The following is a 17,909-nucleotide window of genomic DNA, read 5'->3' on the forward strand; positions in this document are numbered from 1 at the left end:
AGATTTTCTTGTTTCCCCCCTTTCCAAGGGGGGATTAAGGGGGGTAAAACCCGGATCTCAAAGTAACTCCGATTTGTGTGTACACGGTAGCCCTTACCAAGGGGGGGCTACGGGGGGGTGGCAATGTGATATCACCCAAATAAATCAGCAAGCGGTGACAGATGATGTTGTTAAGTTTATGGTATTTCAATTACAAAGACTGCCTCAATCAACTCAAAATGTATTGCAGTTAGCCGCTTGCATTGGCAATCAATTTGATTTAGCAACTTTGGCGATTGTTTGGGAGTCATCAGAAATTGAAACAGCTGCTAGTTTATGGAAAGCTTTACAAGAAGGGTTGATTTTACCAATTAGTGATGTTTATAAATTTTATCAGGGAGAAAATCACGATCGATTGGCGCTGTCAACTGGGAATACCAATAAACAATTAGCCAAATATAGATTTTTGCATGACAGAGTACAACAAGCTGCCTATTCTCTAATTCCTGATAACCAAAAACAAGCAACTCATCTCAAAATTGGTCAATTACTTCTAGAAAGTTCCTCTCAAATAGAACAAGAAGAAAAACTGTTTGATATTGTTGGACATTTGAATTTAGGGCAAGAGTTGATTGCCCAACCGCACCAGCGAGAAGCCTTGGCTCGACTTAACTTAGCAGCAGCAGGTAAAGCTAAAAATTCTACTGCTTATGCTGCTGCCAGAGCCTATTTACAAACTGGGATTGAGCTACTCACAGTGAATTGCTGGCAAGATCGATATGAATTGACCCTGAGTCTCTATGTTGCCGCCGCCGAAGCCGCCTACTTAAATGCTGACTTTGATGGCATGGAACAGATAGCAGTACAGGTGTTGCAATCAGCCCAGACGATTTTAGACAAAGTTAAAATTTACGAAATTCAAATTGCTGCCCAGACTGCCCAGAGCAGACTATTAGAAGCGATCGCAGTTGGCAGAGATGCTTTAAAACAATTGGGGGTTGAGCTACCCATTGAGCCAAACAATGCTGAGATTGGTAAAGCTTTACAAGTCCTTGCTAATCAACTTGCAGGCAAACGAATTGAGGAACTAGCTGACTTACCAGTGATGACCGATCCTCAAGCTCAGGCAGCCATGCAACTGTTAGGAATGTTGTTTGCACCCGTTTTCCAAGGAATACCGGGTTTATTGCCCCTGATTAGCTGCACAATGGTCAGCCTATCGCTTCAGTTCGGGAATACGCCCGCCTCCACTGTGGGGTATGCGCTGCACGGAATGGTGCTGTGTGCCTTTTTGGGAGAGGTTGAAGGGGGCTACGGTTTTGGGCAATTGGCATTGAATTTGCTAGATCGGTTCAATGTACGGGAATTCAAATCCATAATTTCCATGTTGTTTGGTGGCTTTATTCAACATCACCAAGAAGCTCTCTCAGCAACGATACCGTTGCTGAAAGCTGGTTTTACCTCTGGTATGGAAACTGGCGATTTTTTACACGCTGGCTATAACGTATGTTGTTACAGCTATGCAGTCTTTTGGAGTGGCTCTGAACTTAGCAATTTGGAATTAGATATCGCAAGTTACAACGCCGCCTTAACTCAGGCAAAGCAACATTCTGCCCAGACTTATGTAAGTATTATGCGACAGGCGGCACAGAACTTTAGGGAAATCCAAATTCAGCCTGATTGTTTGAGCGGCAGTATCTACGATGAAACGGTGATGATTCCCAAACATCGTCAGGCTAATGAACTCACGGTGATGGCTGAGTTGTATATCTACAAACTGTTGCTTGCCTATTCTTTTGGTGATTACAAAGCTGCGATCGCTTACATTGAGGAAGGGGAAAAGTATTTACTTGCAGTATCAGGATTGATTTTTGTTCCGATTTCCTATTTCTACGCAGCCCTGACATACCTAGCCCAATTTTCCACCCAGCCAGAAATTGAACTTTCCGTAATTCTCGCCCAGGTAGAAATCCATCAAACCACTCTCCACCGTTGTGCGCAAAATGCTCCCACAAATCATCTGCATAAATGGCATTTAGTTGAGGCTGAAAAACAACGAGTGTTGGGCAATAAAGCCGAAGCACTTGAAAATTACGATCGCGCCATAACTCTAGCTAAAGCCAACGGCTACATCCAAGAAGAAGCACTTAGCAATGAACTAGTAGCCAAATTTTATCTCGATTGGGGTAAAGAAAGAGTTGCCCAAGCATATATGCAAGAAGCATACTACTGTTACGCTCGTTGGGGCGCAAAAGCCAAAATAGAAGACCTAGAAAAACGCTATCCCCAACTACTCCAATCGATTCTGCAACAGCAACGAATCAACTTCAATACCCTAGAAACTATTAGCTTTCGTAGCACTTCCTCATCTACTCGCACTTCTACCACTGGCAGCACTAGTATTTCCCAGACATTAGATTTTACCTCTGTCCTCAAAGCCGCTCAAGCTATCTCCAGTTCTCTGGAATTAGATCAACTCATTGCCACCTTGACCCAGATTATCCTAGAAAACTCCGGCGCGAAAAAAGCTGTATTAATTCTTCCCCAAGATGAGGACACTGCCGTGCGGGGGGAACCCTTATTGAAGAAAGTGTCTGGTGATAATTGGCAAGTTAGGGCAATTACCTTTATCAATCATGACCAAATACAAACCATTCTTGAGCCACAATCGCTCGCTAATTGTCAAGAAATTCCCGTAAAAATTATCAATTACGTCAAAAATACTCAACAAACAGTTGTTATAGACAATTGTAAAACAGATACTATTGGGTTGATTGGGGAATATATGCACCGAACACAACCCCAGAGTGTATTATGTACCCCGATTATTAATCAAGGGCGTTTAATAGGGATTCTTTACCTAGAAAATCAACTGACTCAAGGGGTATTTACTAGCGATCGCCTTTCTGTTGTAAATTTCCTCTGCACTCAAGCCGCAATTTCTTTAGAAAATGCCCAGTTATATAATCATCTCCAGGAGCGAGAAAAGTTCCTCAGTAGTATTTACGAAGGTGTTGGTTGTCTGATCTGTGTGATTGATGTCCGGGATAATGGTAAGTTTGAGTACACAGGATGGAGTAAATCGTGCGAAATAGCAGTTGGTATACCTGCTTCCCAAGTGCTGGGTAAAACTCCGCAAGATTTACATGGTGATGAAGGTGCAGCAGTATCTCAAAATCATCTGCGTTGTTTCCAAACCGGAATACCCATCACCTATGAAGAATGTCTAACATTTAACGACCAGAAAACTTGGTGGTTAACCACACTCAGTCCATTAAAAGATGGGACGGGCAAAGTTTATCGCATAGTTGTAACAACTATTAATATTAGCGATCGCAAACAAGCTGAATCAGCAGTTACAGAAAAATCTCAAGCACTCGGAACAGCCTTAGAAGATTTACAGCAAGCCCAATTACAAATTGTTCAAAGTGAGAAAATGTCTGCACTGGGTAATTTAGTTGCTGGTGTAGCCCATGAAATGAATAATCCTTTGGGCTTTATTGCTGCAAGTCTCAAACAAGCTAAACCCACTATTGCTGATGTTGTGCAACACTTGAAACTTTATCAAGAAAGTTTACCTAATCCGGGTGCTGAAATTATTGACCATGCAGAAGAAATTGACTTAGATTATAGTTTAGAAGATTTACCCAAGGCAATAGATTCAATGGTGATGGCGTGCGATCGCCTGAAAAATATCAGCACTAGTTTAAGAACTTTCTCCCGCGCTGATAAAGATTACAAAGTGCCATTTAAAATTCATGAAGGGATTGAAAGTACAATTTTAATTCTCAAACATCGCCTCAAAGCCAATGAGCAACGTCCAGCAATTGAAGTAGTAACCGAGTATGGCAATTTGCCTCAAGTTGAATGTTTTCCTGGACAATTAAACCAGGTGTTTATGAATATCCTAGCTAATGCCATTGATGCTTTAGATGAGTCGAATACTGGGCGGAATTTTGCAGAAATCCAAGAAAATCCTAACAAGATTACAATTCAAACCTCATTGCAAGATAATCAAGTGAAAATAACGATTGCTGATAATGCTAATGGCATGAATGAAGCAGTCAAGCAAAAGATATTTGACCATTTGTTTACGACGAAATCTGTGGGAAAAGGAACGGGTTTAGGATTAGCGATCGCCCGTCAAATTGTTGTGGAAAAACACGGGGGTTCAATACGCTGCAACTCCTCACCAGGAAAAGGTACAGAGTTTGCGATCGTAATTCCAGTGCGGCATTGAAGAAGAATTCAGAAGTCAGAATGGGCTTACGCCCCGCTGCGCTAACAGGAGTCAGAATCAAGACGCTCGTGACGCTCGAAGACTCGCTTGCCGCCGGCGCTATCCGCTTTTTCGGTCAGAAAACATTGCTGTTAGCGGATAGCTAAGGTTTAGCCCATTCTGACTCCTGAATTCTGTTCGATAAACAGTACTGAGTAGACCAACTTTAGCTAAGAAGATTCTGTCACCCCACTTGCAATACGGTTCGGAGTAAATCGGAGTTGAACATGTGTACTGAAAAAATCAATGAAGAGATATCGCTTTTACGTCAGCAAAATGCCCAATTGCTGCAACAGCTAGAAACTATGCAAGACCTTTATTCAACTACGCTGTTAGCCGAACAACATCAAATTTGGGAATTAGTTACTGATAAAGTCCCACAAGATTTACAACTGATAGAATTACAGTCGAAATTGACCAATAATTCTGCCTTTGTAGAATCAGCAAATAAAATTCGCGGACAGCATCACCAAGCGGCGGCAACTGCTTTGGCTGAGAGTGAGGCTAAGTATCGCCAACTCGTGGAAAATATCAGCGATCTGATTTTTTCTATGTCAGTGGAAGGTCTTTTTACTTATGTATCACCACAGTATAAAAATGTTTTAGGATGGGAACCTTCAGACCTACTTGGTCAAACCTTTGCCCCCCTGCTTCATCCTGATGATTTCCCTTTAGCCCAGAGAAAAATTCAAGAAATGGTGGAAACCAAGGGACAGCGGATCGCAATAGAATTTCGCCACCTAAAAAAGGATGGAGATTGGTGCTGGATGAGATCAGTGGCTTCGCCAATTTTCGATTCAGATGGTGAAATTATTGGTCTTCATGGCGCTATTAGCGATATCAGCAGTCGCAAACAAGCTGAAGAATTAATCAAAGCCTCGCAATCAGAATTACTCGCCTTGTTCAACGCTATACAGGATGTGATTCTTGTCTTAGATGCCGAAGGAAGATACCTAAAAATCGCTCCTAGTAGTGCGCCCTTACTCTACCAACCTCCTGCGGAACTGCTGGGCAGAAAAATACATGAGGTTTTACCCTCTGCTTGTGCCGACTATTTTCTCAACTCTATTCAACAAGCACTCTTAACGAAAAAAACTGTGAAGGTAGAATATAGCTTGCCTATAGGCGACCGAGAGGTTTGGTTTGAGGCGAATATTGCCAGTGTGACCGAAAACACCGTTGTTTGTGTCGCCAGGGATATTAGTGAGCGCAAACAGATGGAAGACCAATTGCGACAACAAACAGAAAATTTAGTACAAACTCTTCAAGAACTCAGACAAACTCAAGCACAAATGATTCAAGCAGAAAAAATGTCTAGTTTGGGTCAACTTGTGGCTGGAGTTGCCCACGAAATCAACAACCCCGTTAATTTTATTCACGGTAATCTCAGCCATCTTGAAGAATATACTCAAGACCTGTTACGAATAATTCACCATCAGCAGCAAGAGGCTGGTAATAAGTTGGAATTTCAGGCTTTGTGTGAGGAAATTGACCTAGAGTACATCCAGAAAGATGTACCAAGAATATTAAGTTCGATGAAAGTTGGCACTCAGCGCATCCGTCAGATTGTGCTGTCGTTACGAACCTTCTCACGCATAGATGAAGCCGAGTTTAAAGCAGTAGATATTCACGAAAGCATCGACAGTACTCTAATGGTATTGCAACATCGCTTCCAAGAAACAACAAGGCTTCCAGCCATTCAAGTCATCAAAGACTACGGCACATTACCTTTAGTGGAATGCTATGGCGGAGAACTCAATCAGGTATTTATGAATATATTAGTGAATGCCATTGATGCTTTAGAAGAATGGACAATTGAGAATGCACAATTAAGAATAGACAATTTAACATCGGGGTTGTTAACTCCCACGATCGCCATTCGTACTTCAGTGCTAGATTCAGGTTGGGTAAAAATTGCGATCGCTGATAATGGCATAGGTATGTCAGAACAGATTCAAAAACAAGTTTTTAATCCGTTTTTCACCAACAAGCCTGTAGGTAAGGGAACAGGTATGGGAATGTTTATCAGTTATCAAATCATTACAGAAACACATGGTGGCAAACTAGAATGTCATTCAACACCAGCAGTAGGAACAGAGTTTGTAATTACAATTCCAATTCAGCATTAAAGTTTTTTTTGCAACTGTAAAATTATATCCCTTATGGGGCGGTTGTCCTACTTTTCCATGAGGTTGACTGATTTGCCACCGCTTTCTATGACAATTAACTATTGACTAATAGCTAAACAATCAGTTTCTGCCCACCAGGCATAAATAGGTGTGTCGCGGTCTGGTAAAGTGCCAAGAGTATTAGGTTGCAACACATTAATATTAATGCCATTTGTTAATTCCATAACATAATTAACGTGTGTGCCCAAATACATAACGTTGATAAGCCGTCCTTCAAAGCAGTTAACTGGCAAATTAGGTGGATACAACGAAAGCTGTATTTTTTCTGGACGCACACTCACTACTACAGCTTGTGATAATTCAGTTGGTGTATCTTCAGCGCGGCTAATAACGATTGATAGTCCCATTTTTGTGGAAATTTTAATATTAGAGGAGTCTACCGCGACGATTTCACCACTGAATAAATTAGTATCACCAATAAAATCAGCAACAAAGGATGTACAGGGACGTTCGTAAATTTGGCTGGGAGTGCCAACTTGTTCAATTTTGCCTTGATTCATCACGGCAATGCGATCGCTCAAAGACAATGCTTCTTCTTGGTCGTGTGTCACCATCACAAAGGTTAACCCCAAGTCTTTGTGTAAATTTGATAACTCAACCTGCATTTCTTTACGTAGTTTTAAATCTAACGCCCCTAAAGGTTCATCCAGTAGTACCACGGTGGGACGGTTGACTAAAGCCCTGGCTAAAGCGACTCGCTGCTGTTGACCACCAGAAAGTTGATTAGGAAAGCGCGATCGCAAACTTTCCATTTTCACCAGTTTTAAAACTTCTTGGACTCTAGCTTCAATTTTCGATTTGGGTATTTTTTTTAACCGCAGTCCAAAAGCGATGTTATTCCAGACATTCAGGTGGTTAAATAGAGCGTAACTTTGAAATACAGTATTGACGGGTCGGCGGTAAGGGGGCACATTAGTCATGGACTGACCCTGAATAAACACCTTACCAGCGTCAGCAATTTCAAACCCAGCAATTAAGCGCAGTGTTGTTGTTTTACCACAACCGGAGGGGCCTAAAATACTAAAAAATTCTCCTTGTCTGACATCCAAATCAATTCCATTTACTGCTGGTTCTTGGTTAAAAAACTTGAAGACGTTACGCAGTTCAACATCAAGTGGCTGAAAACTTGTTATCCCCCTCTGATCTTGCATGACGATTTGAGCCATAATCCTCAGTAGAATGCCGTGATATTACGTTATTTTGTCAATTGCTCTAGTCTTTTGGGCAGACTATATTTGACACTTTGGTTTATTGTATCCGCCAAAAACAATTGTTCAAGAATATACTCGCCCGATTCTTTCATACCCAGTAATGATAATAAAAATATAGTAATTTTTTATACTAATTTTACTACTTAGAGATTTTGCGATTAAGTTAACAAACCTTAAAATTGCATATTAGCAATTGCTAAAAGTCTGGCTGGAATTGCATTTATTCATTTTGAATTTTGAATTGATACTTATGTCATTATTCCCATCACTTGGCAGCAAAAAAGATACACGTACAGTTGGACGTGGTTTCCAATCAATATTTTTAATCGTATTTACCCTATTAATGGCCAGTGGGATTGAGGCTCGTTTGGCTTACTTGCAAATTGTTGAAGGGCCAAAACTCCGAGAACGAGCTGAAGCAAACCGAATTCGGATGATTCCCAAACAACCAGAACGGGGCAATATTTTTGACCGGAATGGCAAACTTTTAGCTAGCACTCGCTATCCTAGCTCTGTATATTTGTGGCCGATGGCACATACTAAGCCTTCCTGGTCTGTAGTCGGCCCCCGTCTAGCGCAAATTCTCAACATTCCCCAAGATGAGATGGAAAAGAAATTAGAACAAGCAGGTGCTAATTCTTCTTCACTCATCCGGGTTGCTCGCGATTTAAATGAAGCAGAAATTACGGCATTAAAGGAGTATAAAAATGAACTTCCTGAAGTGGAAATTAATACAGATTCTGTACGTTATTATCCCCACGGTAAGCAATTAGCGCACGTATTAGGTTATACACGGGAGTTGACCCCCGACCAGTTAAAGGGCAAGAAGGAGTTAGGCTATCGACTGGGAGATGTCATCGGTCAGATGGGCGTGGAAAAGGCTTATGAGAAAGCTCTACGGGGCGAATGGGGCGGTCAGCAAGTGGAAGTGGATGGTGCGGGTAGACCAATCCGGGTTATAGGGGAGAAACAGGCAAAAGCTGGTAATGATTTGCACCTAACCATAGATTTGGATGTGCAAAAGGCAGCCGAAAAAGCTTTAGGAAATTACCGAGGTGCGATCGCAGCACTCGATCCAAACAATGGTGCTGTTTTAGCGTTGGTATCTTACCCCACCTTTGACCCAAATATCTTTTCCAAACAAAAACTCTCTCAAAAAGATTGGGAAAGTGTCCAAGGTAAAGATCATCCCTTGGTAAATCGTGCCCTGAGTGCCTTTCCGCCCGCCAGTACTTTTAAAGTTGTCACTACGACAGCTGGACTAGAATCAGGTGAATTTTCTCCTGACTCAATACTACAAACCTTTGGTTCTCTTACCGTAGGCGGGGTGACATTTGGTGAGTGGAACCACGCCGGATTCGGACCATTGGGATTTCCCAGAGCGATCGCTATGAGTAGTGATACTTTCTTCTATCAAGTTGGCAGAAAAGTTGGCGGCCCAACTTTAATTAAATGGAGTCGCAAATACGGTTTTGGTCAAAGAACTGGTATTGAATTTCGTGATGAAGAATCAGTAGGCTTGGTTCCAGATGAAACATGGAAGCGGAAAGTTTTGAAAACGCCTTGGACTGTTGGCGACACCATTAATATGTCAATTGGTCAAGGCGCTTTGCAAGTGACACCTCTGCAATCAGCGATTATGTTTTCTGTCCCTGCTAATGGTGGGTATCGAGTTCAGCCGCATTTGCTTAAAGATAACGAAGAAGCAAAAAGTTGGCGAGAATCCTTAAATATGAAAGCGACAACTATCAAAGTTCTCCGCGACGGACTGCGAAAGGTGGTGAGTGAAGGTACTGGTAAGCGCTTAGACGTGCCGACAATTGCCCAAGCATCTGGGAAGAGTGGCACAGCTGAAGCTGGTGTTGGTCGCCCAAATCATACTTGGTTTGGTGCTTATGCGCCCAGTAATAAGCCAGAAATTGTGGTTGTGGCCTTTGGGGAAAATACTGGCGAACATGGCGGTACTATTTGCGGGCCGATGGTTTTACAAGTACTAGAAGCTTATTTTCAGCACAAGTATCCAGGTAAGTATCAAAAACCTCAGCCTGACCCATCAGAAGCTAAAACTCAAAGTTCAGGACATAGCACTGGAGATTAGTACCGCAAGGCGGAAGTCAAATAGGTATACACCCGGATTTCTCACGCATAGTGTAGGCTTCAGGGGAAGAGGAGTGTGGGGAGTGTGGGGGGTAAGACTTCTTCCCCATCCTCCCACACCTCCTACACCTCCCACACCTCCCACACCCCTTGGATTTCTCACTTGTGAGAAATCCAGGTACAGCGTAAGAGTTTCTAGTCTATCTCATTAGTTTTGATGACTGAAAAAGTTCGTAGTAAGGACTTTAGTCCTAGATTTTTAAGCACTGAAGTGCTTACTACAAACTCATCAAAATTAATGGGACAGACCAGTAGTGTGCAAAGTTCAAAATTCAAGAAGCTTTTAGGCGAGGCAATAGAAGAGATGAGCTTATGGTATCAATTGAAAACAATTAATTACTGCCAATTAGTTTGTCCTTAAATACCTGCTAAGAATTTAGCAGAGTTATTTACAGATAATCTTAATTTTGAAATCCTCTTTGCCTTATGACTTTCCTGAAACCATCTCCACTTGGCGGACAAAAAAATACACGTACTGTTGGACAAAGTTTCCAGCCGATATTTTTAATTATATTTACTCTATTGATGCTGACAGGAATCAGCATTCGTTTGGCATATTTGCAAATTACTGAAGGGGCAAGCCACCGAAAACGAGCCGAGTCAAATCGGATTCGGATGATCCCCAAACAACCAGAACGAGGCAATATCTTTGACCGCAACGGCAAACTTTTAGCCAGTACTCGCTATCCTCGCTCTGTATATTTGTGGCCGATGGCACATACCAAACCAGCGTGGTCATTAGTGGGAGCGCGTCTATCTCAAATTCTCGACGTTTCCCAAGAAGAGATGGAAAAGAAACTAGAAGAGGCAGGTGCTAACTCTTCTTCACTCATCCGAATTGCTCGTGACTTGAATGAAGCCCAAATCACAGCATTGAAAGAGTATCAAACCGAACTTAAAGACGTAGAAATTCATACAGAAGCGGTTCGTTACTACCCCCACGCCAAGGAATTAGCTCATGTATTAGGTTATACGCGAGAACTGACTGGCGGTCAGTTAAAAGAAAAGAAGCAGGAAGGCTACAGATTAGGTGATGTAATTGGTCAAATGGGAGTTGAAAAAGCTTATGAGAAAACTCTGCGGGGCGAATGGGGTGGTCAGCAGGTAGAAGTGGATGGTGCTGGTCGCCCGCTCCGGGTTTTGGGCGAGAAACAGGCAAAACCTGGTAACGATTTGCACTTGACCATAGATTTAAATATGCAAAAGACAGCAGAAAAAGCTTTAGGCGATCGCGACGGTGCGATCGTGGCACTCGATCCAAAGAATGGTGCTGTTTTAGCAATGGTATCTCATCCCACCTTTGACCCAAATATTTTCTCGAAGCAGAAACTCACCCAAAAAGATTGGGAATTTGTCCAAGGTGCCGATCATCCCTTGGTGAATCGCGCCCTCAGCGCCTTTCCACCCGCTAGCACCTTCAAAATTGTTACCACCACAGCCGGTCTAGAATCAGGTAAATTTTCTCCTAGCACAGTCCTGCAAACCTACGGTTCTTTGAGTTTTGGCGGCACCCGATTTGGTGAGTGGAATCACGCCGGATTCGGGCCATTGGGTTTTGTCGGAGCATTACAGTGGAGTAGTGATACCTTCTTCTATCAAATTGGTCGCGGGGTTGGCGGGCCAACTTTAATTGAATGGACTCGTAAGTATGGATTTGGTAAAAGAACTGGCTTTGAGTTTGGCAACGAAGAGGCAAAAGGGTTAGTGCCAGATGAGACATGGAAGCAGAAAACTTGGAAGATACCTTGGACTGTAGGCGACAGCATTAATATGTCAATTGGTCAAGGTGCTTTACAAACTACACCTTTACAAGTCGCCATCATGTTTGCCGTACCCGCTAATGGTGGCTATCGAGTCCAGCCACATTTGCTTAAAGACAACGAAGAAGCTAAAAACTGGCGAGCATCTTTAAATATGAAGCCGACAACCATAAGTGTTCTCCGTCAGGGACTACGGAAAGTGGTAGCTGAAGGTACGGGTAAAGCTTTGAAGCAGCCAACAGTTCCCCCTGTGGCTGGTAAGAGTGGCACGGCTGAAGCGTGGAAAGGCCGTGTTAAGCAAAATCACGCTTGGTTTGGAGCCTATGCACCTGCTGAACAGCCAGAAGTTGTGATTGTGGCATTTGCTGAACATTCCGGTGGCGGTGGTGGTAGTATTGCTGCGCCCATGATCTTACAAATTATGGAGGAATACTTTCAGCGCAAGTATCCAGGTAAGTATCAGAAACCTCAGCCTGAAAATCCAGGAAATAGCAGACGAAACTAAGCGTGTGGCGTTGGGCATTCTCCTCTGCCCTCGTCTCCAGATCACCAAATAGAAATGAGGTCAATTGTGATTGACGACTATATTCGATCTGTAATGACTAAAAACCAGATTCCGGGGCTTTCTGTTGCAGTGGTGCAGGAAGGTGAACCTGTTTTAGTTAAGGGCTATGGACTGGCGAATGTTGAACACTCTGTTCCAGCTACTGAAAATACAGTTTATGAAATTGCGTCTGTCGGTAAAACTTTCACTGCTACAGCCATAATGATGCTGGTAGAGAAAGGGATAATTTCGCTAGATGATGCGATCGCAGACTATCTTGATTATCTACCCCTAGCGTGGCAAAATGTCACAATTCAACATATTCTGTCTCATCAGTCTGGAATTCCCAGCTATACCGATGCCCCAAACTATTGGGAAATTACCCATCTTAATTTATCTAAATCTGAAATTTTGGCTCTAGTTACTCACCTACCCCTCAAGTTCCAACCGGGTGAGTTTAGCGCCTATGACAACACAGGCTACTATCTACTGGGTTTGCTCCTAGAAAAGGTAACTGGACAATCTTATGGAGATTTGTTGCAAGAGCGCATTTTTGCTCCTTTGGGAATGAATGCAACCGTGATGAACGATCCCAAAGACATAGTGCCACACCGGGCTGCTGGCTATCGCTTGCCAAACAGCAAACTCGTTAACAAACCTTACTACAGTCCTTCTGTTACCTATTCTGCCGGAGGTCAACTTTCCAATATAGAAGATATGGTGAAGTGGGAACAGGCGCTTTGTGGTGCAACTCTACTAAAGCAATCAACCCTTTATTTGATGTGGACTCCTCATTTTCCCAATCAGGGCGATGATTGGGAAAAATTAAGATATATTGCAGGTTTAGGGTGGTGGGTATTTAATTATGGCGATCACCGAGTAGTTGGTCATAATGGTTCGATACTAGGATTCGCAAGTAACATTACCCGCTTTATTGATGACAAAATTACCGTGATTTTACTTTGCAATCTAGATAAAATTTCTCGACCAGATGCGATCGCTAAGAAAATTGCTGAATACTACTGTCCAGTTCTTACCGAACTAGTGCTTCAGCCTCCATTAGGGGAGAGGAAGTAAAAGCAATTACTCCTGACTCTGCCAATTTTAGATTTTGAATTTTGGATTGAAGAAAAATCTAAAATCTAAAATTTAAAATCGAATAACTGCTATGGCGATATCTTAGCGGGTTTTAAGTTTCTGGCTTTATAGAACATTTCTAAACTATTGCGATCGCCTACAAAACGCCAGTGCCACGGCTCATAACTTACACCTTGAGCATTATCTTTGGGAAAAGACATTTCAAAGCCAAAACGCGGTGCATTTGCTTGCAGCCACCGATAAGCCTTGGTATTGTCAAAGTTTGTTTGAAGATTAGTTGCTGGTACTGCTCCGTCTCCAACATCCACAGCATAACCTGTGTGATGTTCGCTATGACCAGGAGGAGCGCTGAGGGCGGCTCGTTCTGCTGGCGTTTGATTTCGCTGGGCACCGACAGCAAAAAACAACTGCTCCTGGTCTTTGACTGAGCGAAAGCCAGAAATTGGTAGTAAAATTACACCTGAACTCCGGGCTGCTGCTACCATCTCCTCAAACTTTTGGGCAGCAGTTTTTCGCATTCTAATGCCCCTATTTGCGGAGATGGTTACTAGTTCTGACTCAGGGGCTTCTGGGTATGGAAAATGCCCTAACACAGTATCGCTGGAATTATTAGATGCTGTTGGAGTTGTAGGAGCAGAAGTAGCTGGTAAAGGTTGAGAATCTACGGTTTTTTTAGGTGCTGTGACGAAAAACAAAAAACCGCTCATTAAAGCGAGCAAGACAAATCCCGCAAATCCCCCAATAAGGATAATTCGGGGTTGCAACCAAATTTTAGGTGTTGCATCAGGGGTATCGCGTACAGCCACTGGAATATCATCACCAAGATCATTCGATGAGTTTTGCGGTCTTCCAGAAAACCCTGCCTTATTCAAGGGTAAACTCCTGTTTTTGTGGGATAACCATAACAGATTTTGCACTGGACAAAAGTAAACGTAACAGGTAGCATTTTACATCTGTGGTTCTTAGGCGCAATCTTGACAAACCTTTTAGAACTATACGTCAAGCTGGGAGGATTAGTCCTGGTAGGTTTTATTCTGGGACGCAAACTACCTGTAACAGTTCCTACACGTTTAGGACTGTTTCTTTTTTGGGTGGGAGTACCCATAAGCATAGTATCGTTTTTGCGTCAATCTAGTTTATCAGGGCAAATTTGGATTGCACCTGCCATCGCTTACCTAGCCATTTTACTAGGAGCATTTTTAGCTTGGTTAGCCATTAAAGGACAAGCCTATTTTAGAAAGACTGTCCCCCAACCATCAACTCAGGCTAGCTTGATATTAGCCGCAATGTTGGGTAATACTGGTTATCTTGGCTTTCCCATTACCTTAGCAATGGTAGGCAAGGAATACTTTGCTTGGGCGCTATTTTACGATTTGTTAGGTTCATTCCCAGGAACTTATGGCTTGGGTGTGTTGCTAGCAGCGCGTTTTGGCGTTGGTGTCCAGAATCATTGGCAGACTGCTAAGGCCATCTTAATTAATCCTGCCTTATGGAGTTTCGGATTTGGCTTGCTGGTTCGAGAAGCGACAATTCCCACAGTAGTAGAATTCTGCTTGGAGAAATTTGCTTGGTGTAGTGTAGCTTTATCTCTGGTGTTAATCGGAATGCGACTAGGGATGCTCAAATCTTGGGGTAGCCTACCACAAGCAGGAATCAGCTTGGGAATCAAAATGTTGCTAGTTCCCTTAATATTGGGCAGCATATTACCACTGTTTGGATTAACTGGTTCTACAGCAAAGGTAATTGTCTTACAAATGGCTATGCCTCCAGCTTTTGGCACACTGGTAATTGCTGAGACATTCAATCTCGATCGCGATTTAGCAGTTACTGCCTTAGCTGCTGGGGCTATAGTATTGCTGGTTACTCTCCCTGTTTGGCTGTGGCTATTTTAATTTTGGATTTATGCACTGTGACACATATCAGTTAAACTTCTACTGGATGCTGCCCATAATATGGCAAAGCCTCTGACCAATTAGGAAATTTGCCCTCTTGCCAATCGAGATTAGCTAGTTCCAAAATACTTGTCACTGTCGCTGCTAGACCAGATTGAGCTTGAAGCAGCTGATAATTAGTGTTCCAATTCGCTAAAGTTTCCTGCCACGCTTCTGGTGTCAACACTCTATCTGACAAACACACTTTTAGTTTAGAAGTATCTGGCTGAAACTGATAAATAGCAGCGAAAATTTGACCTCGTTGGGCTGGCATTTCCACAGCAAAAGTTTTTAAATTTTGACTTTTGCTTACTTCTGACCAAGCTACCGCAGCCAAAGTTGAAATCGCAAATACAGGGATATCTAACTGTTGCCCCAAAGTACGAGCAGTAACAACACCAATCCGAGTTCCCGTAAAGCCGCCAGGGCCTTTTGCAACTGCGATAAAGGACAAATCTGCCCAAGTTTGCGGTTTGATAAATTCAATTAAATATTGATGCACTAAGCTAGATAAATCACGCCCCAAATTCCAAATTTGAGAGCGGGTATCGTCTGCAAAATTACTAATTGCTAGTCCTAATTCGGGAGTGGTGGTATGTAGTGCTAAAGCGTATTTATTTATTGCAAGGTCTTCTAGTTCAGTTGTCAAAGTTACTTAAAATATCTATTTTTATAGAGTTAACGTAATTTATTTAAGCATATAACATAGCGGTTCTTAATTGAAAAACTACTGAATTAATAATCAGTCAAACAGTCTTGTTACAAGGTTTGTGAGAGCCAATGCTGTTGACTTTCTAATAGCGATCGCAACTAAGATGGGGGATTTGGATTACCGCCTTGCTGTCTCAATAGATAGTCTAAAACTCGGTCAATTCGCTCTAAAGCAGCACCCGTAGTGAGTTTAAACTCCTGAAACTGAGATTTTTGTTCCTCATAGTTTCGATCAAGCTTTAGCATGAGTGCTTCTAATCGCTCAGTTCGTGCCTTTGTTTCCTCTATCTCACTGCCTGTCTTTGTAAATAGGCGTTGCGTGTGAGTGATAAAACTATCAACCTTATCAGAAACTTGGTCAACCTTTCCCCCTATCTGGTCAACACGTACCCCTAGCTGGTCAAGGTTAGATTGGGTACGATCTTGTTTTATCGTCAACTCGTCAAGGTGAAATTGGGTACGGTCTTGTTTTATCGTCAACTCGTCAAGATGAGATTGGGTACGGTCTTGTTTTATGCTCAACTCGTCAAGATGAGATTGGGTACGGTCTTGTTTTATGCTCAACTCGTCAAGATAAGATTGGGTACGGTCTTGTTTTATCGTCAACTCGTCAAGGTGAAATTGGGTACGATCTTGTTTTATCGTCAACTCGTCAAGCCGCCTGCTTGATGATTCTGCGTAGCTAGCAGTAGACACTAGCAATCGCTTAACGGTTTCGAGTTCATCTTCTACATGGTCTAGTCGCTGTGAGTTGGTCATGCTGTTTTTTCTTGGCTAGCTTCTTTATCTTCTGCGATCGCCTTATCGCCTTCCTAAGAATAACTTTTGTGAGTTGTGGTACGCTTAAAAATTCTCTTGCCGCCCATCGTTATCCCCATCTTTATAATACATTTGTGTCTCGCTGTCTTTTACCTTATCAGGATGAAAGATTTCAGCTAATCTCAGAAATGTCTGACGAGTTTTTCTTGATTCATCTGTTCTGGGTAAAGATGGAGATTCTACAGACTGTGTTAATTAAAATATTGATTTTTTAGAGTTGACTTGATTTATCTATTCAACCACATCATAGTCAAGTTTCCATCCCCATGAGGGGAAGTGATTGAAAAATATTGCACAATATAGCGACGCGGTACTCGGAATTGAACGGTTTCCATCCCCGTGAGGGGTAAGTGATTGAAAAACAGTAGTAGACATGATACTCAACTGTGAGTGTGGCGCGTTTCCATCCCCGTGAGGGGTAAGCGATTGGAAAACTACAAAGAGTGGATCGACACGGCAATTAAGCTTCAAGGGTTTCCATCCCCGTGAGGGGTAAGTGATTGGAAAACCTTACGTATCAAAAATTGCTCCAATTATTTCACGTTTGTTTCCATCCCCGTGAGGGGTAAGTGATTGAGAAACTCAAAAAACTAAAGAAATGTTTCCCTTGATTATAGAAGTTTCCATCCCCGTGAGGGGTAAGTGATTGAGAAACCCCACCCTTCTAGAACCCTTACTGTGACTGGTCTTCAAGGGTCATTTTCGAGGGGGTCTAATTTAATTGTCAATAAGCCTAGATTATTGACAAAAATGTAACTGCACATCCGCTCAAACGCTTACACAGCAGCTTTTCGAGGGGGTCAACGAAAGAATCAGGGTTTGAGCGGTCGCTATACCCCCGCGAAAAACTTACGTGTGTAAAGTCAAAATAAATACTTTTGCTTTCACTAAGAAACTTGGTATTGAATTGTCAAGGTTCTGTTATTAATGGGCATGAACATAACATATTACTGTTGACTTGTCAAGTCGGCACTAATTCACCAGGACGCAATTTCGACCACTTACCCGTTTCCCGCTTGAAGCTCAGACAACCAACAACATCCCATTCCATTTCAATCACATCATCTGTAGTCCGAATATTGACATTGATAGAAGGTTCATTCGGATCAAAATCTGGTGTTTCAGTCAAGTGAGGCTGTTGGTGCTGCCCTTCTACGGCATGATAGGTAACACAGCTGTCTACATAGTGGCAATTCACGCAAATACACATAATAGAACCAACTCCAGGGGC

General features: G+C 42.5%; 12 protein-coding genes and 1 pseudogene. 6 read left to right on the forward strand and 7 right to left on the reverse strand.

The genetic code is table 11. The features are described 5' to 3' along the window. Positions 1–4,219: ATP-binding protein (locus CDG76_RS25755; RefSeq protein ID WP_143854176.1), on the forward strand; the 4,219-nt coding region annotated here is incomplete at its 5' end. Positions 4,220–4,485: 266 nt separating this feature from the next. Further along, positions 4,486–6,387 (forward strand): PAS domain-containing sensor histidine kinase, encoded by a 1,902-nt coding sequence (locus CDG76_RS25760; protein WP_190240983.1) that lies wholly within the window; start codon positions 4,486–4,488, stop codon positions 6,385–6,387. Positions 6,388–6,485: 98 nt separating this feature from the next. Here the strand turns inward: CDG76_RS25760 and CDG76_RS25765 are convergent, their stop codons facing one another. Further along, complete coding sequence (locus CDG76_RS25765) at positions 6,486–7,613, reverse strand: ABC transporter ATP-binding protein (protein ID WP_094351729.1); 1,128 nt, start codon at positions 7,611–7,613, stop codon at positions 6,486–6,488. 295 nt (positions 7,614–7,908) lie between these two features. Here CDG76_RS25765 and mrdA (CDG76_RS25770) point away from each other — a divergent pair, with 295 nt between their 5' ends. Further along, positions 7,909–9,756: a penicillin-binding protein 2 gene (gene mrdA / locus CDG76_RS25770; protein WP_094351730.1), complete on the forward strand. Its 1,848-nt coding sequence runs from the start codon at positions 7,909–7,911 to the stop codon at positions 9,754–9,756. On the opposite strand, the gene CDG76_RS36525 is transcribed toward mrdA (CDG76_RS25770), so the two are convergent. Further along, positions 9,733–9,918 carry a hypothetical protein gene (locus CDG76_RS36525; protein ID WP_143854173.1) on the reverse strand — a complete coding sequence of 62 codons (186 nt, stop codon included), beginning with the start codon at positions 9,916–9,918 and terminating at the stop codon, positions 9,733–9,735. The genes mrdA (CDG76_RS25770) and CDG76_RS36525 overlap by 24 nt on opposite strands. Before the next feature lie 323 nt (positions 9,919–10,241). Here CDG76_RS36525 and mrdA (CDG76_RS25775) point away from each other — a divergent pair, with 323 nt between their 5' ends. Together mrdA (CDG76_RS25775) and CDG76_RS25780 are read left to right on the forward strand one after the other, a co-directional pair. Next, entirely contained in the window at positions 10,242–12,080 is a 1,839-nt protein-coding gene (gene mrdA / locus CDG76_RS25775; protein WP_094351731.1) for a penicillin-binding protein 2, read from the forward strand. A gap of 54 nt (positions 12,081–12,134) precedes the next feature. Further along, positions 12,135–13,196, forward strand: coding sequence for a serine hydrolase domain-containing protein (locus tag CDG76_RS25780; protein ID WP_223265385.1), 1,062 nt, complete (start codon positions 12,135–12,137; stop codon positions 13,194–13,196). Between the two features lie 89 nt (positions 13,197–13,285). On the opposite strand, the gene CDG76_RS25785 is transcribed toward CDG76_RS25780, so the two are convergent. Beyond that, the gene (locus CDG76_RS25785) at positions 13,286–14,089 is read right to left on the reverse strand and encodes a M15 family metallopeptidase (protein WP_094351823.1); all 804 of its coding nucleotides are present in this window, start codon (positions 14,087–14,089) and stop codon (positions 13,286–13,288) included. Between the two features lie 102 nt (positions 14,090–14,191). Between CDG76_RS25785 and CDG76_RS25790 the strand changes: the two genes are divergently transcribed. Next, complete coding sequence (locus tag CDG76_RS25790) at positions 14,192–15,109, forward strand: AEC family transporter (protein ID WP_094351824.1); 918 nt, start codon at positions 14,192–14,194, stop codon at positions 15,107–15,109. 31 nt (positions 15,110–15,140) lie between these two features. Here the strand turns inward: CDG76_RS25790 and tsaB are convergent, their stop codons facing one another. The 4 genes and pseudogenes from tsaB to CDG76_RS25805 form a co-directional block, all read right to left on the reverse strand. Then, complete coding sequence (gene tsaB, locus CDG76_RS25795) at positions 15,141–15,797, reverse strand: tRNA (adenosine(37)-N6)-threonylcarbamoyltransferase complex dimerization subunit type 1 TsaB (protein WP_094351732.1); 657 nt, start codon at positions 15,795–15,797, stop codon at positions 15,141–15,143. A 161-nt stretch (positions 15,798–15,958) separates the two neighbouring features. Next, entirely contained in the window at positions 15,959–16,618 is a 660-nt protein-coding gene (locus CDG76_RS25800; protein WP_094351733.1) for a 6-aminohexanoate hydrolase, read from the reverse strand. Between the two features lie 117 nt (positions 16,619–16,735). Further along, positions 16,736–16,840 (reverse strand): annotated as a pseudogene (locus CDG76_RS39710) (molecular chaperone DnaJ); the annotation flags it as partial. A gap of 799 nt (positions 16,841–17,639) precedes the next feature. Continuing rightward, positions 17,640–17,888 (reverse strand): Ycf34 family protein, encoded by a 249-nt coding sequence (locus tag CDG76_RS25805; RefSeq protein WP_094351825.1) that lies wholly within the window; start codon positions 17,886–17,888, stop codon positions 17,640–17,642. Positions 17,889–17,909 lie beyond the last annotated feature (21 nt).

Source organism: Nostoc sp. 'Peltigera membranacea cyanobiont' 210A (genome assembly GCF_002246015.1).
GTDB lineage: Bacteria > Cyanobacteriota > Cyanobacteriia > Cyanobacteriales > Nostocaceae > Nostoc.